Source organism: Psychrobacter sp. CX18 (genome assembly GCF_057396215.1).
Genome location: NZ_JBXYJH010000010.1, coordinates 157,017 through 178,470, shown reverse-complemented (window position 1 = coordinate 178,470; position 21,454 = coordinate 157,017). Strand labels below are relative to the sequence as shown.

19 protein-coding genes are annotated in these 21,454 nt (G+C 40.4%); 8 read left to right on the top strand and 11 right to left on the bottom strand.

Annotated features, from left to right (window positions below):
- Nucleotides 1–89 precede the first annotated feature (89 nt).
- Nucleotides 90–1,586 (bottom strand): sodium/proline symporter PutP, encoded by a 1,497-nt coding sequence (gene putP, locus AC2SLT_RS09265; protein WP_486547369.1) that lies wholly within the window; start codon nucleotides 1,584–1,586, stop codon nucleotides 90–92.
- Between the two features lie 403 nt (nucleotides 1,587–1,989).
- The gene (locus AC2SLT_RS09260; protein WP_486547368.1) at nucleotides 1,990–2,862 is read right to left on the bottom strand and encodes a LysR family transcriptional regulator; all 873 of its coding nucleotides are present in this window, start codon (nucleotides 2,860–2,862) and stop codon (nucleotides 1,990–1,992) included.
- Nucleotides 2,863–3,098: 236 nt separating this feature from the next.
- On the opposite strand from AC2SLT_RS09260, the gene leuC reads away from it, so the two are divergent.
- The 5 genes from leuC to AC2SLT_RS09235 all read left to right on the top strand — a co-directional run bounded on the left by leuC (nucleotide 3,099) and on the right by AC2SLT_RS09235 (nucleotide 8,305).
- Complete coding sequence (gene leuC / locus AC2SLT_RS09255) at nucleotides 3,099–4,535, top strand: 3-isopropylmalate dehydratase large subunit (protein WP_486547367.1); 1,437 nt, start codon at nucleotides 3,099–3,101, stop codon at nucleotides 4,533–4,535.
- A 45-nt stretch (nucleotides 4,536–4,580) separates the two neighbouring features.
- Nucleotides 4,581–5,093 (top strand): hypothetical protein, encoded by a 513-nt coding sequence (locus AC2SLT_RS09250; protein ID WP_486547366.1) that lies wholly within the window; start codon nucleotides 4,581–4,583, stop codon nucleotides 5,091–5,093.
- Nucleotides 5,094–5,186: 93 nt separating this feature from the next.
- Nucleotides 5,187–5,849, top strand: a complete 663-nt coding sequence (gene leuD / locus AC2SLT_RS09245; RefSeq protein WP_486547365.1) for a 3-isopropylmalate dehydratase small subunit — start codon at nucleotides 5,187–5,189, stop codon at nucleotides 5,847–5,849.
- Between the two features lie 127 nt (nucleotides 5,850–5,976).
- Nucleotides 5,977–7,080, top strand: a complete 1,104-nt coding sequence (gene leuB, locus AC2SLT_RS09240) for a 3-isopropylmalate dehydrogenase (protein WP_486547364.1) — start codon at nucleotides 5,977–5,979, stop codon at nucleotides 7,078–7,080.
- A 16-nt stretch (nucleotides 7,081–7,096) separates the two neighbouring features.
- Entirely contained in the window at nucleotides 7,097–8,305 is a 1,209-nt protein-coding gene (locus AC2SLT_RS09235) for a L,D-transpeptidase family protein (RefSeq protein WP_486547363.1), read from the top strand.
- Between the two features lie 507 nt (nucleotides 8,306–8,812).
- On the opposite strand, the gene infA is transcribed toward AC2SLT_RS09235, so the two are convergent.
- The 4 genes from infA to AC2SLT_RS09215 all read right to left on the bottom strand — a co-directional run bounded on the left by infA (nucleotide 8,813) and on the right by AC2SLT_RS09215 (nucleotide 13,502).
- Nucleotides 8,813–9,037 (bottom strand): translation initiation factor IF-1, encoded by a 225-nt coding sequence (infA, locus tag AC2SLT_RS09230; protein WP_350558979.1) that lies wholly within the window; start codon nucleotides 9,035–9,037, stop codon nucleotides 8,813–8,815.
- 220 nt (nucleotides 9,038–9,257) lie between these two features.
- Nucleotides 9,258–10,073, bottom strand: coding sequence for a tRNA pseudouridine(38-40) synthase TruA (truA, locus tag AC2SLT_RS09225; RefSeq protein ID WP_486547380.1), 816 nt, complete (start codon nucleotides 10,071–10,073; stop codon nucleotides 9,258–9,260).
- A gap of 191 nt (nucleotides 10,074–10,264) precedes the next feature.
- Nucleotides 10,265–11,371 carry an asparaginase gene (locus AC2SLT_RS09220; RefSeq protein WP_486547362.1) on the bottom strand — a complete coding sequence of 369 codons (1,107 nt, stop codon included), beginning with the start codon at nucleotides 11,369–11,371 and terminating at the stop codon, nucleotides 10,265–10,267.
- Nucleotides 11,372–11,465: 94 nt separating this feature from the next.
- Nucleotides 11,466–13,502 (bottom strand): FimV/HubP family polar landmark protein, encoded by a 2,037-nt coding sequence (locus tag AC2SLT_RS09215; protein WP_486547361.1) that lies wholly within the window; start codon nucleotides 13,500–13,502, stop codon nucleotides 11,466–11,468.
- A 437-nt stretch (nucleotides 13,503–13,939) separates the two neighbouring features.
- On the opposite strand from AC2SLT_RS09215, the gene tgt reads away from it, so the two are divergent.
- On the top strand, nucleotides 13,940–15,091 hold the full coding sequence (gene tgt, locus AC2SLT_RS09210; protein WP_486547360.1) for a tRNA guanosine(34) transglycosylase Tgt: 1,152 nt from the start codon (nucleotides 13,940–13,942) through the stop codon (nucleotides 15,089–15,091).
- Nucleotides 15,092–15,139: 48 nt separating this feature from the next.
- Here the strand turns inward: tgt and AC2SLT_RS09205 are convergent, their stop codons facing one another.
- Nucleotides 15,140–15,310 (bottom strand): hypothetical protein, encoded by a 171-nt coding sequence (locus AC2SLT_RS09205; protein WP_486547359.1) that lies wholly within the window; start codon nucleotides 15,308–15,310, stop codon nucleotides 15,140–15,142.
- 848 nt (nucleotides 15,311–16,158) lie between these two features.
- On the opposite strand from AC2SLT_RS09205, the gene fos reads away from it, so the two are divergent.
- Complete coding sequence (fos, locus tag AC2SLT_RS09200) at nucleotides 16,159–16,557, top strand: fosfomycin resistance glutathione transferase (RefSeq protein WP_486547358.1); 399 nt, start codon at nucleotides 16,159–16,161, stop codon at nucleotides 16,555–16,557.
- Between the two features lie 428 nt (nucleotides 16,558–16,985).
- On the opposite strand, the gene AC2SLT_RS09195 is transcribed toward fos, so the two are convergent.
- The 3 genes from AC2SLT_RS09195 to AC2SLT_RS09185 all read right to left on the bottom strand — a co-directional run bounded on the left by AC2SLT_RS09195 (nucleotide 16,986) and on the right by AC2SLT_RS09185 (nucleotide 19,635).
- Complete coding sequence (locus AC2SLT_RS09195; RefSeq protein WP_486547357.1) at nucleotides 16,986–17,159, bottom strand: peptidoglycan-binding protein; 174 nt, start codon at nucleotides 17,157–17,159, stop codon at nucleotides 16,986–16,988.
- A 186-nt stretch (nucleotides 17,160–17,345) separates the two neighbouring features.
- A complete protein-coding gene (locus AC2SLT_RS09190) occupies nucleotides 17,346–18,095 on the bottom strand; it encodes a DUF3800 domain-containing protein (protein ID WP_486547356.1) in 750 nt (249 codons plus the stop codon).
- A gap of 652 nt (nucleotides 18,096–18,747) precedes the next feature.
- A complete protein-coding gene (locus AC2SLT_RS09185) occupies nucleotides 18,748–19,635 on the bottom strand; it encodes an N-acetylmuramoyl-L-alanine amidase (RefSeq protein ID WP_486547355.1) in 888 nt (295 codons plus the stop codon).
- A gap of 403 nt (nucleotides 19,636–20,038) precedes the next feature.
- On the opposite strand from AC2SLT_RS09185, the gene AC2SLT_RS09180 reads away from it, so the two are divergent.
- The gene (locus tag AC2SLT_RS09180) at nucleotides 20,039–20,485 is read left to right on the top strand and encodes a DUF2147 domain-containing protein (RefSeq protein WP_486547354.1); all 447 of its coding nucleotides are present in this window, start codon (nucleotides 20,039–20,041) and stop codon (nucleotides 20,483–20,485) included.
- A 409-nt stretch (nucleotides 20,486–20,894) separates the two neighbouring features.
- Here the strand turns inward: AC2SLT_RS09180 and AC2SLT_RS09175 are convergent, their stop codons facing one another.
- Entirely contained in the window at nucleotides 20,895–21,437 is a 543-nt protein-coding gene (locus AC2SLT_RS09175) for a DUF421 domain-containing protein (protein ID WP_486547353.1), read from the bottom strand.
- Nucleotides 21,438–21,454: the final 17 nt, after the last annotated feature.

Below are 21,454 nucleotides of genomic sequence, written 5' to 3'. Positions count from 1 at the left end.
TATTGTGTCTGGTTTATCAATTAACAAAAAACCCTCGCATAAGTCATGCGAGGGTTTTTACTAAGCTGTATTATTAGAAAGAATGTAAATTATAGATTAGTTTCCATTTCTTCAAACTTAGCTTTAATATCATCATTAGGCTCAGCAGTTGCCAGACTACCAATAACGATAGCAATTGAGCTTAATATAAAGCCTGGAATAATGGCATATAACCAATCTTTTAAAGCAACGCCATCAGACGTTTCAAATCCACCATAAATCCAAACGATAACTGTTAAGGCACCTACAATCATACCGGCAAGGGCGCCATTACGGTTCATACGTTTCCACATTAAGCTGATAACCACTAGCGGACCAAACGCGGCACCAAAGCCTGCCCAAGCATTAGACACTAAATCCAAAACTGAGCTGTCAGGGTCTCTTGCTAAGAAAATAGCAATAATAGCAACGAGCACTACTGAAATACGACCGACTAATACCTGACGAGCTTCAGGCGCATCTCTATCAAAAAATAGTTTATAGACATCACGAGTGAGTGAGCTTGAAACAACCAATAACTGCGAAGAAATAGTACTCATAATGGCTGCTAAAATAGCCGCTAACAAGAAGCCAGATACTAAAGGATGGAATAAGAAATTAGTAAATACTAAGAAAATAGTCTCAGGATCATCTAATGTCATTGCCGTCTTTTGAACATAAGCACGTCCCGCAAAACCAGTCATTAATGCACCGATTAAGCTGATAATCATCCAGCTCATACCAATATTACGAGCAGTAGGCACGTCTTTAACAGAACGAATGGCCATAAAGCGGACAATGATATGGGGCTGACCAAAATAACCTAATCCCCAAGCGAGAAGAGATAAGATACCAAAGAAGGTCATACCGCTAAAGATATTGAGCATTTCAGGGTCGATATTGCGGATTGCAGTTGTCGTAGCACCCACACCACCCAGGTCCGTAAAAGCGACTATCGGTACAATAATCATGGCAAATAACATGATAACGCCTTGCACGAAGTCAGTTGTCGATACGGCAAGGAAACCACCAAATAGGGTATAAATCACAACAACGCCAGCAGTTATCCACAAGCCTGAGCTATACGTCATACCTAAAGCACTATCAAATAATTTACCGCCACCTGCTAAACTTGCGGCAGTATAGACGGTGAAGAATAAGATAATGACAATTGCTGAAATAACTCTAAGTAGATGAGATTTGTCCTCAAAGCGATTGGCAAAGTAGTCAGGTAAGGTAATCGCGTTATCAGCAATCTCAGTATATACTCTCAATCTTGGCGCAACCAATAAATAGTTAGCAAAAGCACCTAGCGTCAATCCTAATGCAATCCAAATACTAACCACACCAGAGCTGTACATATAACCTGGTAGACCAAGTAATAACCAACCTGACATATCTGATGCACCTGCAGATAAAGCAGCGACACCTGGACTGAGATTACGACCCCCAAGCATATAGCCAGATGAATCATTTTCAGCTTTAAAGTAGGCCCAAACCCCTATTCCAATCATCAGTAGGAAGTATAAGCCGAGCGATATAAGCACGCCTGTTGACACTCCATTCATAACAAAATCCTTATATGATTAAAATTCATAAGCACAAAAAAACCATTATGTGACTAATATCATAATGGTTCGTTATTTAGAGCTAAAAGTAGAGCTAAAAAATTATTAACAAAAGGTAATAGAATATCTTGATGAACTTATGCTGATATATGTTTCATAGAACAATACAATCTGCATAAAATAATATTGAAAAATTAGAATGCAAATTTAGTTACATACTATTAACTTTTGGCAATATGAGGGCATTATAAAGCATAATCGGGGGAATTACGAATTAGATTATCAATAGTATCTAATGACACCATTAACGTAACAGAAATTGGGGTTGAAAAGATCACCAATTTAACGGGTTCAATCAAAAGAGTGTCGGTTAAATTGAAGAAGCTGATTTTAAATGAATAAGCTATACGATGGGCGCTAGCATTTGCATCAATGCATCAACACTCGCCGAACGGGTCAAACTTGGGTTTATAACCACACCTAAATAACGCTGTAACTCTAAATCTTTGGCCATGTCTATGCACGCAAGCTCCTGATTGATCAAGGTTTGAGGCAATACAGACCAGCCTAGTCCGACCGATACTAACATTCTAATAGACTCAAGCGGGTTAGTGGTCATAGTGGCATAAGGCTTTAAGTTTTGTTTGGCAAATTCAGCCAATGTTATTTGACTCGTAAACGTATTCGCTGCTGGTAAAATAGCGGAATAGTGCGCCAATTGCTCCAAGGTTACGTTGGTTTTCTGAGCCAATGGCGATAGGGTACCTGTAACAAAATATAGCGGATCAGACCATAACGTGTGATAGGTGAGACGCTTATCATATACTGGCGGTAAGGTTAAAAATGCAAGCGATAACTCACCATCTAATACCGATTTATGGGCCGCTTCTGAATCGACAAAATGGACCTCTAATTGCACAGAAGGGTAAGTTTGGATAAACTGCTTTAAAACAGGCGGTAGGTGGTGGAGGCCGATGTGATGACTGGTACCAATAACCAGTTTACCAGAGATGGTTTGTTGTGAATTTTGAATATTGATTTTGAAATTATCATAGTCATCTAGCCAACGCTTAGCATGGGGCAACAGCTCATTTGCGGCAGCAGTGGGCACGATGCCGCGACCCAAAGTGTCAAATAAAGTTACCTTGAACTCATCCTCAAGGTTTTTAATACGCTTACTCACTGCTGGCTGAGTAATAAAAAGTTTTTCAGCCGCACCTGAAATACTGCCTGTTTGCATTACCGTGATAAAAGTCGTCAAATTTGTCGTATTCATGAGTAGCCTAAAACTTTATGCCAGTAAAGGGGTGAAGTAACCTATTATAATTAATAGTTTGCTTTATAATAAAAATCATCAATTATTATTATATAACTAAAATGTTATAATCTCAATATAGAAAATAAAGCAAAAATCTTCTGTTAAATATTCGTTATAACTAATATTAGCCTATAAGAATTATTTAAGATATGACTTTATTTTATTAACTTTTTAAGCCAGCAAGGGACTATTCCATGTCAGCAACACCATTAAAAACTGCAAAAACTCTTTATGACAAACTTTGGGATGCGCATCTCGTGAGTAAACGTGATGATGGTTCAAGCTTAATTTATATTGACCGTCATCTGCTTCACGAGGTTACCAGTCCACAGGCGTTTGAAGGTCTAGCATTGGCCAATAGAGAGCCATGGCGCTTGTCTGCAAATATTGCGACACCGGATCATAATGTACCGACAGTCCGTAAAGAGCGTTTAGAAGGTGTGAGTGGCATTAAAGATGAAGTATCACGCTTACAGGTAAAAACTTTGGACGATAACTGCGCCAAATTTAATATCGCTGAATTTACGATTAATGATGTTCGTCAAGGGATTGTGCATGTCATTGGTCCTGAGCAAGGGCTTGTATTACCCGGCATGACCGTCGTTTGTGGCGACTCACATACTGCGACACATGGTGCGTTAGGCTGTTTAGCGCATGGTATCGGTACCTCTGAAGTAGAGCATGTATTAGCCACTCAATGCTTGGTACAGAAAAAATCTAAAAATATGTTGATTCGTGTTAATGGCGAGCTTGGTGAAGGGGTGACTGCGAAAGACGTGGTATTGGCTATTATCGCAAAAATAGGTACGGCAGGTGGGACAGGCTATGCAATAGAGTTTGCGGGAGATGTGTTTGAAAATATGAGCATGGAAGGTCGTATGACCGTTTGCAATATGGCCATTGAAGCAGGTGCTCGTGTTGGTATGGTTGCGGTTGATCAGACGACAATTGATTACGTGAAAGGTCGTCCATTTGCGCCAACAGGTGAGCAGTGGGAACAAGCAGTTGCCTACTGGCAGACGTTACGCTCAGATGACGACGCTGAGTTTGATGCGATTGTTGAGTTAGATGGCAGTGACATTGCACCGCAAGTATCTTGGGGCACCTCTCCTGAGATGGTAGTCGATGTGACGCAACACGTGCCAACATTGGCACAAGCTAAAGATGAGGTACAGGCTGAGGCGTGGGAGCGTGCTTATAAGTATATGGGTATTAATGAAGGTCAGCCGATTACCGATATTAAGCTTGACCGTATCTTTATTGGCTCGTGTACTAATTCTCGTATTGAAGACTTGCGCTCAGCGGCCTCCGTTATTAAAGGACGTAAAGTGGCCGATAACGTTAAAGAAGCTATAGTTGTAGCTGGATCCGGACAAGTTAAACAACAGGCTGAAAAAGAGGGCCTGGATAAGGTGTTTATTGAAGCAGGATTTGAGTGGCGTGAGCCAGGATGCTCAATGTGTTTGGCAATGAATGCAGATAAGCTTGAGCCACAAGAGCACTGCGCCTCAACGTCGAACCGTAATTTTGAAGGTCGTCAAGGTAATGGCGGACGCACGCATTTAGTTAGTCCTGCAATGGCTGCTGCTGCAGCTTTAGCCGGTCACTTTGTGGATGTGCGAAGTTTTTAGTCAGAAAACATATAAACAATATAATTCATACTTCGGTATAGTCATATGTCCATAATTAGTTATCAGTTTTTTCCTCGTTCTCAAGGTATTACTAGTGAACTTAAACAAGTGGTTAGTTGTTTCAGATCAGTTGAGAATAAAATTCGGTCTGATGAATTTAAACTTGTTAGCAATGAGGTTTTGAAAGAATTGCAATTTGAACTAGAAAAACTGGGCTATGACGTTGAGTCTGGAAAATCTAAGGTTAATAAGATAGAAGTACCAGTCTTATTCGGATTGAATAATAAGATAGATAAAGCATTCAATGCAGATGCTTTAAGCAATGATGGAAGAATTGTTATTGAAGTTGAAGCAGGAAGAGCTGTTGCTAATAACCAGTTCTTAAAGGATATTTTTCAAGCTTGTATGATGCATAATGTTGAGTATCTAGTCATAGCGGTAAGACAGTTATATAGGAAGGGAAACGATTTTGAAAAAATATTCACCTTCCTAGAAACTCTCTATACTTCTAATCGTTTAGTGTTGCCAATCAAAGGAATATTGCTAATAGGCTATTAAAGAAAAGTACTAATTTTATATTAATAGTTCAGGTTTAAAGAAAAGAAAATAGATTTTATATTACTTAAAGTATCTGTAATAAAAGGAAATACCATGCAAGCTTATAACACCCAAACAGGCATTGTCTGCCCCCTTGATCGATCCAATGTCGATACCGACCAAATTATCCCTAAGCAATTTTTAAAATCAATCAAACGGACAGGTTTTGGGGTTAATTTATTTGATGAATGGCGTTATCTGGATGAAGGCGTACCTTCTATAAATGGGGATCAAGATATTACAACGCGCCAAATCAATCCTGATTTTGTACTCAACAAACCCCGTTATCAAGGGGCAACTATATTGTTGGCCCGTGATAACTTTGGTTGTGGTTCGAGTCGTGAACACGCCCCTTGGGCATTATCAGAGTATGGGTTCCGTACTGTGATCGCCCCAAGTTTTGCAGATATCTTTTATAATAACTGTTTTAAAAACGGTATGTTGCCCATTGTATTGCCAGAGGCGCAAGTAGATAGTTTATTTGACGCCTGTTTTGCCAATGAAGGCTATGAGCTAACCGCTGATCTTGAGCGTCAAGTGGTCGTTACGCCTGATGGTACTGAATATCCCTTTGAGATTGATGAATTTCGTAAGCATTGCTTGCTTAATGGTCTTGATGATATCGGTCTTACGCTTCAGCAACAAGATGCAATCAAGGCCTATGAAGAAAAGATGCGTCAACAAACCCCTTGGATATTTAATGAGGTTAACGCTTAGGTCTTGAACCTTGCAAAGTAGCTCTTTAGATAATGGTTAATTAAAAAGTGACTACTTACAAGTGACTAATTAAAAGTGACTAATTAAAAAAATAACTACCTTAAAAACAACTTAGGAAATTGAAAGTATGGCAACTGTATTAACGCTCGCAGGTGATGGCATTGGACCTGAGATAATGACACAAGCCGTCGATGTGCTTAAAGCGGTTAATGAGAAATTTGATTTAGGACTAACCTTAGAAGAGGGAGATTTAGGCGGTGCTGCTATCGATAGGGCAGGAGTGCCGTTACCTGATGATACTTTGGAAAAAGCACGTGCCGCCGATGCCGTCTTACTCGGCGCGGTGGGCGGCCCTAAGTGGGACGGTATAGAGCGTAGCATTCGCCCTGAACGTGGCCTATTAAAGATCCGCAGTGAATTAGGTTTGTTTGCAAATTTACGCGTTGCTAAGCTGTATCCTCAGCTTGCCAATGCCTCAAGCCTAAAACCTGAGATTATCAAGGGACTTGACTTGTTGATCGTGCGTGAGCTCACTGGGGGTATTTATTTTGGCGAGCCTCGAGGTATTCGCACTCTAGATAATGGTGAGCAACAAGGCTATAACACCATGGTTTATAAGACCTCTGAGATTGAGCGCATTGGTAAAGTCGCCTTTGATTTGGCGCAAGTACGTGCTAAGGCTAATGGAACCGCTGCTAAGATCTGTTCAGTGGACAAGGCTAATGTCCTTGAAGTGACAGAGCTTTGGAAACAGACGATGATTAAGCTACAACAAGCCGACTATCCTGACGTTGCATTAAGCCATATGTATGCCGATAACGCTTGTATGCAGCTAGTAAAAGATCCTAAGCAATTTGATGTGATGGTCACAGGCAATATGTTTGGAGATATTTTATCTGACGAAGCCGCCATGCTAACTGGCTCTATAGGTATGTTACCGTCTGCCAGCTTAGATGAAAATGGTAAAGGAATGTATGAGCCGTGTCATGGCAGTGCACCTGATATTGCTGGTCAGGATAAAGCCAATCCGTTAGCCACTATATTGTCTGTCGCAATGATGCTGCGTTATACCTTTAAGCACGAAGCGTCTGCGGCAGCTATTGAGCAAGCAGTCAGTGATGTGCTTGATGACGGTCTGCGTACTGGTGATATTATGGATTCGGTTGAGTCGGGTCTTACCTTAGTAGGTTGTCAGCAAATGGGCGCCGCTGTCCTTGCCAAACTTAGCTAACTTATAAGGATAAAGCATGTTTAGTCAGTTGCAATCGAATATTTCAAAAACTAAATTAACAGGACTTGCTTTGGCAATATTGCTGACAGCGACATCGTGTTCAAATTCGTCCTCTACCGAAAATTCAGCCAGTGTTTCAAAAACTAAAGCCACACAAACCGCAGCGGAACAAACAGATGTCAATCAGACCGATAATAACTTCAATAATAAATCCGATACGGTTAACAATGGTGAACATACTAAAGTAGCAGACAGTCAAGATCAGGCCAATCAATCTAGCACAGGTACAATAAATACAACGTCAAACGACGTATTACCAACGCTTCAATACTCAGTAAATAACTTATCTGAAATTGCGCAGAAGGTAAATAATAGTGACTGGCAGTCTGGAAATAAGATTAACCAAGCCATAGCGACTAAATTACAAGCTTTGCTAAACTGGAATCATCATGGCGTTGGTGCTGTAGATGGTAAGTGGGGCAAAAATACACGCAAAGCCATGCAAGCCTTTCAAAAAGCCAAGGGCTTGACTGTCACTAATGACTTAAATCAAGAGACGTGGGATGCATTGAATGAAGACCGATCACTTGTTAATCAGCCTGTATTGGTGAACTACACGCTGACTGATAACGATGTTAATATTAATATGACAACCATCCCTGCAAGTGCTGAGGCGAAGGGCAAGCTTGAGGGTATGTATTACGAAAGTGTGGGAGAGGCCATAGCTGAAAAGTTCCATATGGACTTGCAGTATTTAACACAGCTTAATCCTAATATTAGCTTTAAATCGGGTGAAACCATTACGGTTTATAACCCTGGTAATCCTAATACCACGCCTGTCAGTCGGGTAGTCGCCGATAAAGATACGCAAACCTTATTTGTTTATGACGCAGATGACAATTTGGTCGCCAGTTATCCGACAACAGTCGGTAGCACAGCAACCCCTTCACCCAGTGGTACGCATCAAGTAAAAGTGAAAGTACATGAGCCAAATTATACTTATACTGCAGAGGATGGTAGCCAAACCATAATCCCACCAGGTCCCAATAATCCTGTCGGCTTAGTATGGATTGGACTCACCAAACCTTCTTACGGGATACACGGATCGCCAGATCCTGAGCGTATCAGCCGTCAAGCCTCATCAGGCTGTGTGCGCTTAACCAATTGGGATGCATTAGCATTGTTTGGGGCGATTGATGATGATGCCACTGTGGAGTTCAAATAATAACTTCTGAATTCCATAACCTTTCTTTATTCGTGATAACCGTTTTTTAAGCTATAGTCAAAGAAGTCTAAAATGGTTACAAGGCAACCGAGTGCAAGTACTACTTGAGTAGACTTAACGAGGTTAACACTGTAACCGTTTAGCAGTTCGCTGACTATATTGTTTTTATTTGGGTTAAGAAAACCATCCCCAACCCTTTCTTTGAAAAAAGGATGGGAGCTAATCTTTTCTAAGTTCAAAAAAGATTAATGATCGTTTGTCTAAAAGATGAGAAGCATTGCTTTGCAATAAAGGAGTGCCTACTACCTTAAATTTTATCGGTTGATTATCCCGAATTCAGGTTAATATAGCGTGATGCTTTTATAAAACTAAAAAAAACCGCTATCTCAAAGGAGTAGCGGTTTTTTGACTTAAATAGGTCATACTTCAAATAGTAAATGATACTAAAACCATTCGAATGTTATAGACTCTATAATAAGCCTGCGTTAACGAGATGATAAGTATGGGTTAGGTCTTACCACGGTAAGTAATACGACCTTTAGATAAGTCATAAGGTGTCATTTCAACTTTAACTTTATCACCCGTTAAGATACGAATATAGTGTTTACGCATCTTACCAGAAATATGGGCAATGATTTCATGACCATTTTCTAGGCGCACTTTAAAAAGTGTATTGGGAAGGGTATCGATAACTTCACCTTCGAATTCAATAATCTCGTCTTTTTTTGCCATAAGTATTTAGGTTAACCCTTTGAATAGAATTGTAGTAGGACATAATTATACGCTAACAAAGGGCTTATAGCAAATATAGCCACACTATCACTTGATAAGTTGCACATAGTTTGTTAAGGGTCAAAAGTTGACGGAGTGTTCAAAACGTTTTAATCAAGCCCCTTGCATAACGAGGCATTTATCCATAGAGGTTTAGCCATAGATATCTAGTCAGGTAGGTCTAGTCAGGTAGGTTTAACCACTGCGGCGTTAATGGCATTGATGGCAGCAAGGCTTGCAAGTGCTCAGGATAATAGGCATTGACAAAGTACAGTCCATCAGGAGAAGCAGTTGGAGGTGCAATCGTGCGATCTTTGGCCTGTAAGATACGAAGATAGTCATCCGGTTGCAGTTCACCTTTACCGATAGCAAACAAGGTTCCCATGAGATTCCTAACCATATGATGCAAAAAACCATCAGCCTGAATATCAAACACAATAAATTGACCGTGTTCAAATAAATTGGCATGGTGAATGTTGCGTACAGGCTGTTTAGATTGACAAGCTGCTGCTCTGAAACTGCTAAAGTCATGTTGCCCAACAATATGGCGAGCGGCTTGTTGCATTAAGTCCAATGCCAATGGCTCATGGATATGAGTGACTAAATGATTCAGCATGGCAGGGCGCTGTGGCTGATTTAAAGTAATATAACGATAGCGCCGGGCAATCGCCCCAAAGCGGGCATGAAACGCGTCTGGCATTGGCTCTATCCAGCGAACCGCAATGTCATCTGGCAAAATGCTATTGGCACCCCGAAGCCAATTATAGACCCCACGCTTTGCCGCCGTTTTGAAGTGAGCCACCATATTTCCGCCATGAACACCGGCGTCCGTCCGTCCAGCCGCCACCACCTCAACGGGCTCGTTGGCTATTTTACTCAGCGCTTCTTCCACAACCTGCTGTACACACAGTACTTCTTGCTGACGTTGCCAACCGCGGTAATTTGCGCCATTAAACTCAATACCCAGTGCAAAAGTTTGTAAAGACTGTTTAGCCATCTGATTAGGCGCCGTTGCCGAGGTCGGCATAGCGTCAGTGTCTAGGATAGAATCATTATCTGTGAGTTTTTCATCCGCTTTGATATCAGGCACCGTTTTTCTCTTTAGATAAGGGTAGTTTTTGTTAAATGGTCTTTAGATAAGGATAGTTTTGTTAAATAGTTTTCAGTTAAGGACAGTCTTTACTCATACTATTTACTGACACTATAACTCCAGCGTTGGCGTCGCCGTGCAGGACTATCATAGGCTAAGCATAACCACAGTAGACGGGCGTAAACCGCAGAAATGGTCAGTCTACCAGCGGACAGCACATGGTGTTCATATTGCCAGCTACCAGCCGCATAGGCATCGCTGACACCGCCAAACGGGCATTGAGTGGTACAGACAATAAGATGCCCATGCTGATAAAGCTGATCTAGTGTTGTCGCTAAGTGCTCATTGTAAGGAATATTACCCGCCCCAAAGCCGATGAGTATGATGCCTGTTGGGGGTAGCGTTAATAAGCTAGATAATTGAGTCGCCAGCCAATCACCCTCGTTCGGCACACAATAGACAGTCGCAACGATCGCTGCTTGAGCATTAGCGACAATGCTTTCTACCTTGGCATGTGCGTCTTCAATCCATACCTTACGGCGGGCAGGATGCAGCAGTTTGTCATAACTATTAGCAGGATATCCTGCTCGGTGATGACCGGTAAAAGCCATTAAATCATGGCTGTGAATTTTTTGCACGGTTTGCGCCGGCCAAGACTCTCCTGCGAAAGCAATAGAGACACCAGGGTCGCCATGTGCCGCCAGACCAAGGGCATCTGATAAATTCTGCCAAGCATCACTATGCGCATCTATCCTATAATCGTGAATATCATTGGGGTCAAACAAAGGTTTCATACTGGCCGTCAGTACCAGACACAGATCAGAGCCTGCAAATGCCTCAGCCAAAAATGAACCCAGATAGCTAAGCGTATCGGTCCCAGTAATTAATAGGAACTGCCTATTACCATCGGCATAAGACTCTACAATCAGTTTAAAAAAATGTGCTAGATCTGACGGGGTGAGCTGGCTGCTGTCTTTGACGCACGAGTTAGCAAGTACCGCTACATTAGGCGTAATATTTTGATGAATGTTATCGATAAGTAGAGGTAAAAAGGTTTGCGCTGGTAAAGCCGCTAAAGGTTTACCATAGCTTCCAAAAGTGCCCCCCGCATAAATGAGTTGCACTTTACGAGGGGGAGCTTGATCAGAATTGATATTTGAGTTTCTAAGAGGTTTGGCTGTGCTAGGTGTTTGCGATGAAGTCATGATAAGTAATTTACAACGTATTATTGCGGACTATGAAAGGTCGGCAGGACATCTAAAACCGATCCCTACCTTAACCCTTTCTGGAGCGCATAGTTTAATACAAGCGACTTAATATGTCTTTAGCAATCGACTTTTGTTTATCACTACCATCACCTTCGATAACTTCTTGCACCAAGCGTTTGGCACTGTCGTATTCACCCACTTCTAAATATTGATGAGCTAAGTCCAAAGTCAGCTGAGTGCTGTCTAATTCTTTAACGAAATCAAACGCCTGCATATCATTAGTCAAGGTGGCTTCTTGTTCCAAATCCGCGACGACAGGTGCAATCGAGATGTCTGACTCTGCGCTATCGGCAACTTTTTCTTGTTCTTGTTCCGGTTCAACCCGATTTTCTGACACGAGGTTAGCATCGCTTGCATCGTTAAGTTGACTATCCTCTACCTTAAGCTGATTAGGAATATTCTCTAACTGGCTATTATTAAGATCATTATCTATATCGTCTTTAATATCATTACCTTTTGACTGGCTTAGCTCCTGATCTTTTTTGATGCTTTCTTCTTCAACCGTTTTAGCTTTATTAGCCTCTTCATTAGCTAGGTCTTCATTAACAGTATCTTGCATACTGATGTCTTCATTAGCTATGTCTTCTTTAACAGTATCTTGCTTAACTGTTTGCTGACTAAAATCTTCATTGACAGTATGTTCGGTTGTGTGTTTATCATTAACCTTAACTTCTTGAACCACCTTTGTAATAGCATCATCTTGTGTGCTAGGTTTCGCAGGGGCGGATTCCTCTTTGACTGCCTCTAATGTCACACCATTGGACGTATCAGATCTATTGTCTTCGACTATGACTTTAGTTTTTGGTCCACTGGTTTTAAAATCCGTTTCTGTCACTTTAAGGGTTTTGGTTTGAGACGTGGGGTCGGTCTCTGGATTTACTACCGTATCAGCAGTATTAGCCACTTTGTTAGTATCAGTAGTATCAGGCGATTTAGCAGGTAAAACAGGGGTAGAGTCTGAGTCATCTACAGCTGCTAACGTTTTATACAAAGGGTCTTCAGAGTGACTAGCGGAGGTATTGCTTGTTTCAAGACTATTAGGGTCTTTTATGGTGACGGCACTCTCTGGATCTGCTATTGCAGGTTCAGAAGACTGAGCAGAAGAGGTATGTGATGCGTCCGAGTCTTCCTTGTTGTCCGGGCTGTTAAGGGTGTTTAAATGTTCAGTTTTATCATTCAGGTCATTATTTTTTAGAACATTGTCTTTAAGATCATTGTCTTTAAGATCATTGTCTTTAAGATCATTCTCGGGATGCTGAACTTTTTGTTGTAGCGTGACTTCTTTTTCTGGGTCTTCTTTTTCAGGGTCTTCTAGCTTAGAGTCTTCTTTAATAAGCTCTTCTTTCTGAAGGTCTTCTTTTTTAGACTCTACTATGTTTGGTTCTAGTATTTGAGTATCTTCTTCTTGAGCGTCTTTTTCATGAGTTTTTTCTTTCTCAGCTTGTTCTTCGGTTTCTAGGTTCTTAGCGTCTTCTTTATCTTGTAAAATATCAGCAAGTTCACTCTCACTGATTAGAGGTTGTTCGGCTTTTGAGTGCTCAGAGCGAGGTGTAACAGGCTGGCTAGATATCTCTTTCACTTCAGGTGAATCAGAAGCGTCAGTAGTCGGGGCTTCAATTGAAGCCTTGTTATCTAATTCTTTGTTAGCTATGTCTTTTACGGCTAAGTCTTTATCGGGTACCGTTTTAGATAACTCTTTTTCATATAAGTCGTTTTTAGCCAACTCTTTTTTAGATAAATCGTTGGGAACGTCAGCGGAATCAGCAGCTGAGACTGTCACAGGTGCGTCGTTTGCAAACTGTGCATCCACTATCTCATCGTCATCAAATTCGCTACTATAATGAGTGTCTCGCTCATGTTTAGCCTGTGAGTCTGCGAGGTTTGACTCTTCAGGCACAGCAAGCTCATCGAGTGCATCTGGCTTGTTTAGAGCATCTGGCGCATCTGGTTTAGCCTCTTGCTCAAGACCTTTGCGCTTAACTTGCGACGAGTCACCTCGAAATGCAATATAAAACAACGCAATTAATAGTAGGATAAATATAACGACAATAATAATTCTTAAGCTCATAAACGTATCCTCGCCTGACACCTTGACTCTTGGCAATGAGTAGATAGACGATGTTATAGAAGTAAAAAAGAAGATAAAAAGTAATGCAACTTGTGACAGGTCACTCTGCTTTTATATCAAAGTAAACTAACGATTACTAGTAAATTTTCAAATAAGCAGCGTTTAGCTTTGATACACAGTGTTATTGCTTTGAGTTATCGGTCTTTTAAGCAAGTACAAATCAAACTCTGTCTCAAAATCCAATAGCCCCCCGATAAGGCGCTGTGAGTGTTATAATTGCTCGCATGTACGACCTAATATAATTGAAATATCCTTTAATTCATAGCGCTTTTACGCTGTGACGTTAACCAATGCTTTCAATAGAAACTTTTGACCCCATTTTATAGTCTAAACCCATTATCTTAAGTCTCTACTTACACAATTTTTGAGTCAATGTTATGCAATTTACCTTACACAAAACCGCAGTGGGCGAATCACGCGCACGTCGCGGCACGGTTAGCTTAGCCCATGGTGAGATCCGAACGCCTGCATTTATGCCAGTGGGCACTTATGGCACAGTTAAAGGCATGTTACCGCGTGATATCGAGGCCATTGGCGCTGATATTATATTAGGCAATACCTTTCATTTATGGCTGCGTCCGGGCACTGAGATTATCGACGAGTTTGGCGGTCTGCATCAATTTATGAACTGGGACAAGCCTATTTTGACTGACTCAGGCGGCTTTCAGGTCTTTAGTCTGGGCGCCATGCGAAAAATCAGCGAAGAAGGCGTCGCTTTCAAGTCACCGATCGATGGGGCAAAGGTCTTCTTATCGCCCGAAAAGTCGATGCAAATCCAATACTCATTAAACTCCGATATCGTGATGCAATTTGATGAATGTACCCCCTATCCAGCGACGTATTCTGAAGCGCAAAAGTCACTGGAGTTATCGTTACGTTGGGGGCAGCGCTGCGTCGATGAGCATAACAAACTCGGCAACACCAACGCCTTATTTGGCATTGTACAAGGCAGTATGTATAAAGACTTACGCCAACAGTCGATGCAAGGCTTGCTTGACATTGGCTTTAATGGCTATGCCATAGGTGGTCTATCCGTCGGCGAGCCTAAAGAGGAGATGATCAGCGTCCTCAACTATATGCCAGAGCTGATGCCTGCGGACAAACCCCGTTATTTGATGGGTGTGGGCAAGCCAGAAGACATTTTAGAAGCGGTGCGCCGTGGTGTCGATATGTTTGACTGCGTGATGCCAACGCGCAACGCGCGAAACGGTCATTACTTCGTCACTGGCAACCTTGATAACCAAGGCATCGTGCGTATTCGTAACAGTCAATACCGTGAAGATGTCGGTCCTCTAGATCCAGAATGTGATTGCTATTGCTGTAAAAACTTCAGTCGTGCCTATTTATATCACCTCAATAAATGCAAAGAAATGCTCGGCGCGCAGCTCGCTACCATTCATAACTTACGCTACTATCAGCGCTTAATGCAGGGTATTCGTGATGCGATTGATAACGATACCTTTGATGAATTTGTGGCTGATTTTTATCACAAACGCGGTCAAGAAGTGCCCCCTTTAGAGCTTGAGTAGTTGTATAGAGTTAGCCTGATTGATTTCGAATAAGTCTATAACAGTGGTTTAGTTGTTGGAGCCAATCCCGCTTTCGCTATTATCTTGGTTTACACTGTGGCGTGCGCTACTGGCAAGTGCCGTTCCTGCTGCTACGATATCGCCACTTACCAAGCGCACGCACCACAGTGTTTCACCAAGGATATCCGCTACAATCGGGGCTAAAAAACCTTGTTTCAATTTGATAAGGTTTTTAAATATAAGGGTTTTCTAAATATAAGGAAGGCGAGTCATTAAATGACTCGCCTTTTTTGTGACTGGTCATATATTAAAAGGAATAGGCTACAAACGACTAACCTCACTACCTTAATTCTTTAGAAGGGGTCAAGTTTAGAAATTCTAGTTGATAAAATACCTGATGAAGAGAGTTTAATCTATTTTAAATGGCTGTATGTCGATTCATAATCTTCTTATCTTTCTTTCGTTTTTACTTAATCATTACGGATAATTATTGGTATTATTTTAAAATCCTAGTAAACTTATCTTTAGGTAGCATAAAGTTCAGCACGCGTAGCATTTATAGCATTTTTTAATAAAAGACGGTAGTTATTATTATCGATTAATATAGCTCTCTATATTGGTCGAAATGCTAATACCAAACGGTGCGCAGGGCACACCCTACCGACCACAATACATAATTACGATGCCCTTTCTTACCGAGAGAAGAATATAGCCTTTAATAAACGCCTACCTATAACGCATATAATTCTTAGTGAATTATTACCCCTAATATTAAGTCTCATACACATTTAAGACTTGTTGTTATCGAAGTTATATTCAGAGTTGATAATCTTTATAATATTTCGAACAACCCATCCAGCCTCTGAAACTGTTCTTACTAAAGAGCTTGTAAGCCCGCTGAGCATAATCGTAAACTTGCAATACTTCGCATAAGATCGTAGGGTGCATACCACCTACCATATAGAGCAGTCTCTATTTACTGATGTACGGGGCGCACCCTACTGTTTGTCGATTTGGGTTATTGAAAGCTGTCTATATAAAATAAATAAAGATTTATAGGAGTTGTCATGCTAACAGGACTCAATCACATCACAATAGCTGTCAGTAATTTAGAAGCATCATTGCATTTTTATACGCATATTTTAGGCTTTACACCTCATGTAAAGTGGAATAAAGGTGCTTATCTAACGCTTGGTGAGTTATGGTTTTGCCTATCTTGTGATATACCTAGCCCTAAAACTGATTATACCCATATTGCATTTGACATTGAAGCAAGTCATTTTGATAAGTTTGTTGAAAAACTCAAAGAGTCAAATGTCATTGAATGGAAAGATAACAAAAGTGAAGGACAGTCTTACTATATTTTGGATCCAGATGGTCATAAACTTGAAATTCATGTTGGCAATATTCAGTCAAGAATTGACTCTCTGACAAAGATACCTTATGAGGGTTTGGTATGGTTTTAAGCCAATTCAATGCTTTTATTTAGTTAAGAATAGGGATACATAAGTGGCTCTACTGCACTCTAAGTAAGTCTTCTCAAAAAACATCATTAATTTAAGGTTGTTGTTGCCGAGGGACGAGGCGCGCGCCACTGTATAGAGAAACAGGACGTATGAAGTTGCATATTTGGTAGGGTGGCAAGATTCCAGATGTTGCGGCCCGTTTTTAGGTTTTTAGCACTTTACCTTTAAAAGTTTTCGCCTTTAAGTTTTTTGAAACCTCACGTCCTATTTATTTGTTTTATTATTTAGCATTTACATTAAATTATCACCATTTATCAAGCTGCTTCAAAAGCACCTAATGGAAATTAGCCTTCAATATCTTAGATAAAATAGTAGTGAGTTACTATAGAGAAAATAAGGGTCTGTTGATTTATCAATAGACCCTTGTTTTATTTATCATACTTTTTATTGAGTGCGCTTAAGATAGCGTAAGTTTCTAAGTCCAATACTCCATCCGTTTTTTGCGGTCGAAAGTGTAGCTGAAAGGCATAAATAACATCGCGGCTTGGCTTATCCCATTCGTCAGTCGTGTTGATTGCATATCCGTAGTATCGTAGATACAAGGGTGCGTCCCATGTACCCTTTAGAACAGTCTACATTTATTGGTGCGCGGGGCGCACCCTACTGACCGGATCTAAAGTATATTGTCTTAATACTATTAATAGTCTATAATTCATTCATGGACCGGGAGTTCCCAGTCGGTAAAAGGTGCTAACTTAGGTTAGTGCCTTTTATTTATGGAGAACTGTTTAAGGGAAGACCTTAAGTCCATACCCTACATATGCCTTACCGGTATTTTCTCTACCATATTTACAATATAACTTATGCTTGATGACATCAAATGCCCTGTTATTCTGTTGTGGATTTAAAACATGGTTACCAATAGGGCGAGCTATTAAATCTGCAAATTGTAATCCAGTAGAGTTCACTTTTTTTGAAGCCATTACTAATTCAAAAGGGTAGCACTTATTATGGTGGTTATTACCCTGACAGTAGTCAAAGAAAGCTTGCCTAACCTCATTATCTTCCTTTAAACCTCGTTGTTCAAAAACGATGTGCGTCTTTTTATCCAGTTGACTCTTCTCTCCTAAGAAATTGTACAACCGCTCTAAACCGAATTTAATACCTAAATGATAGGGGTTATGTGGGGTTTCATAGCGCTTTAATAACTCAGGTTTATCAATAACACAGGATATGACAATAAAGTTAGTTTGATTTATCAGGGCAGTTAAATCATTCAATAATGACTGCTGTTGCTGACGAGTGATATTATTAAATTGTCCTGTATTTTTCAGAATCTCTCTTTCATGCAATATAATCATATCGTGACCAAAATGCTTGAATTTTAAGTTTTGAACCTCTTTGACAACTGTATTTGTATAGTGTCTTTTATGAAAAATACAGAAGGCTAAAACAAATATTGGGTACTTAGGGTTGTAACCTGTCAATCTTGGGTCGCCACTTTCGTCCACGTAAACAATATAGTCACTAAAATCCATTCATCTCTCAAAACTATCTATAAAGGTTTATTATAGTATATTTCTATATTATTAAGTTAAAGAGTTTAAATAATGAAAAGCAGATTCATAAGAAAGGAATATTACTCTTAATTGAAAATTATCAAAGCGTCAAAACTCAAATAAAACCTGCCTTAAAAGAACTATTACTGTCAGATATAGAACGTACCGATGGAATAGTACTACCTAGCAGAGACAGGCAAAAACCATACGTCGGAACATTTCACAGCTTGGCTAAATTTGAATGGTTATTTTTCGAGCGGAACAAAGATTGCTCTAAAGTTGTATAGTGATTCATATAAAATGGTGGTTGTTGCCGAGGGACGAGGCGCGCGCCACTGTTTAGAAAAACAAGACGTATGACACTGCATATTTGGTAGGGTGGCAAGAGTCCAGATGTTGCGGCCCGTTTTTAGGTTTTTAGCACCTTATCTTTAAATGTTTTGGCCTTTAAGTTTTTTGAAATCTCACGTCCTATTTATTTCCTTTTTTATTTAGCATTTACATGAAGTTATGCCTATTTAGCAAGCTGCTTCTAAGGCTAATAAATTATATTAATGAATGAATAGCCATCAAATATCCCTAGATATGACGAACCATACGATCACCCATAAGTCTATTCATAAGATTAAGTTTAGTGCTCTTTGATATACTTTTTATTGAGTGCCCTTAATATAGCGTAAGTTTCTAAGTCCATTTCTCCATCTATTTTTTGCGGTCGAAAGTGTAGCTGAAAGGCATAAATAACATCGCGGCTCGGCTTATCCCATTCGTCAGTCGTGTTGATTGCATATCCGTAGTCTCTAAATAACTGTTTTATCTGTGGAATAGTTAGGGTGGCAAAAGAGCCATCGCTCATAAACTGCTGTTTATCAATTTCGTCATACCAAGCACCGATACCATATTCTTTATATAAGCGCTCCCAAGGAAATTTGGCACCCGGGTCAATCTTGCGTGACGGTGCCATATCTGAGTGACCGATGATGTGGGTCGGCTCAATCTCATATTTATCGCTTAAGTCTTTAATCAATTGAGCCAATTTTTGCACTTGAGTATCGGTAAACGCAACAAAATGCTCAGGCGGATGGTAGCCGTTGTTGTCAGTATTTGTAGTACGTCGAAACTGTTTTTTGATGCCTTCATTGACAATTTCTATACCGATTGAGGTATCGTTCAACACGCGTCTCCCTGCAAAGGCACCCTTGCCAGCATGCCAAGCACGCTCTTGATCGGGGACTAGCTGATAAATGGTATTGTTTTCAGTCAAAGGAATTAAATAATGGGCGCTGACATTGGCAGTGGTGAGCAAGCGAATGGATTCCGCTTCATTCTCAGCAGTGTAATGCAGGACGATAGAGGAGATGCGTTGGTTTTTGCCTTGCGCCTGATAAGTTTGGCTATCGATAGCATAGTGCGGTGTGGTGATAGCGACACAGCTTGTTAACACTAAGCTGAGGCTAAGCCCCGCTAACGCTAATAGAGGTACGGACGGCTTTGGTATTGATTGATGTTTTTGGGTCATGTGAAATACTAATTTTACAAGTGAATGAAGTGAAATAAGGATAGTGAAAGGGTGTATTTTAAGGGTAAAAGGCTGACTAAAATGAGGTAATAAAAAAACGACTAGCATTAAATACATAACGGTAATAATAATGCCTTAATGTTACGCAAATGCGTAAATATAATGGATAAACAGTATTTTAAGACCTATTGCATAATAGAGTGTCGACATCCTGAAATTTAAATTGTATGATTAGGCTGTTCGTTGCTACACAAGCTTTGAACCCTGATAAGATCAGGTTGAGTGTTTGGTAAGTCTTAGGACACGTCAAATATTTTAGCCAAGCTTATCAAATCATATTTAGCGATATGATCACGTTGAATACCTTAAATGGATTTACTTATTTTTTCGATTGGAGTCGATTATGAAACGTTTTACTACTTTACTTGCAACTGCTACCTTGACAGGTTTACTATCTACTGCCGCTATGGCAGCCTCTTTAAACAATACCCAGTGGCAATCTGTTGATGACAAAACGGGTGAGAAAAAAGCCGTTATTAAGATGACTGAAAAAAATGGGGTCGTCACGGGTACCATCATTAAAGTGAATGACGCGTCTAAAGCGAAAGAAGTCTGCTCAAAATGCTCAGGGTCCTTAAAAAACAAACCAATCGTCGGCCTGCCAATTCTTACGGGTCTGAAAGCAGACGGTAATAACAAATGGTCTGGTGGTAACTTGGTAGATCCAGAAACTGGTAAAGTGTATGGCGGCAAAGTAACATTGGCATCGAATGGTCAAAGTTTGAAGCTAACTGGTAATATTAAATATACCCCATTAAAGCGTAGCCAAACTTGGACCCGTATTAAATAATGAATGGTTTGATTACTATGATTTAATTATGGTAAATTGATTACCCTAATTACGATAAAAGGTTAGAGAGCTTAAGTTCTCTAACCTTTTTTTGCGCGTTATGTTTAAGATTCGGCTTATGAAGCAATGATAAAACAAGTTAGGTTTTTAAATAACCTTAATTCGGGATAAGATTTTTTGTCAGCCATTGTTTTTATTTGGGTTAAAAAATCCATCCCTAACCCTTCCTTTGGAAAAGGAAGGGAGCTAACCTTTCCAAAGTGAAAAAGGGATGAAGATCATTTGTATATAAGGTAAGAAGCATTCCTTTGCAACAGAGCGGTGCCTATTACCTTAAATTTGATGAGTTGATTATCCCGAATTCAGGTTGAAAAGCTAAATCAGTTGAATAGTCTTAGTGCTTAACGGACTAAGATAAGGCATCAAGGGTATCAGAAGGTTTTAAATTGCCATCTTCGTCAAAGCGATCGTCTGCATCGCGAATAGGCACAACAGTCAGCTTGGCATCACTCTCAAAAATAACGGCGGCAACCTGATCAAAATCATGAATACCTTCACTGCGCATGGCGCATTCGATCTCTTGACGCGTTAAGCGCTCTTTACGCATGGCATCAGGTAAAAACTGACCTTGATAAAAGACCACGCGAGGCTCTGCAATAATAATGTTTGCAAATTCAGCCGAAATTGAAGAGTATTTTGTCACGATATATTGTAAGGACAGTAGTGTTGCAATAGAGGCCATCCCTTCAATGACAGGCACGTTTTTTAATACAATGGTACTGGCGCCGATAGACCCGATCATAACGGTCACTACCCAATCAAAATTATTGAGCTGCGAGGTTGAGCGCTTACCAGAGACTTTGTGAAAGGCGACAATGCACACATAGACAAACACCGCTGTGATGACAATGCGGCTTAAGGTCTCCCAACTGTCAAAAAAAATCATATCCATTAACACATGCCTTTTAA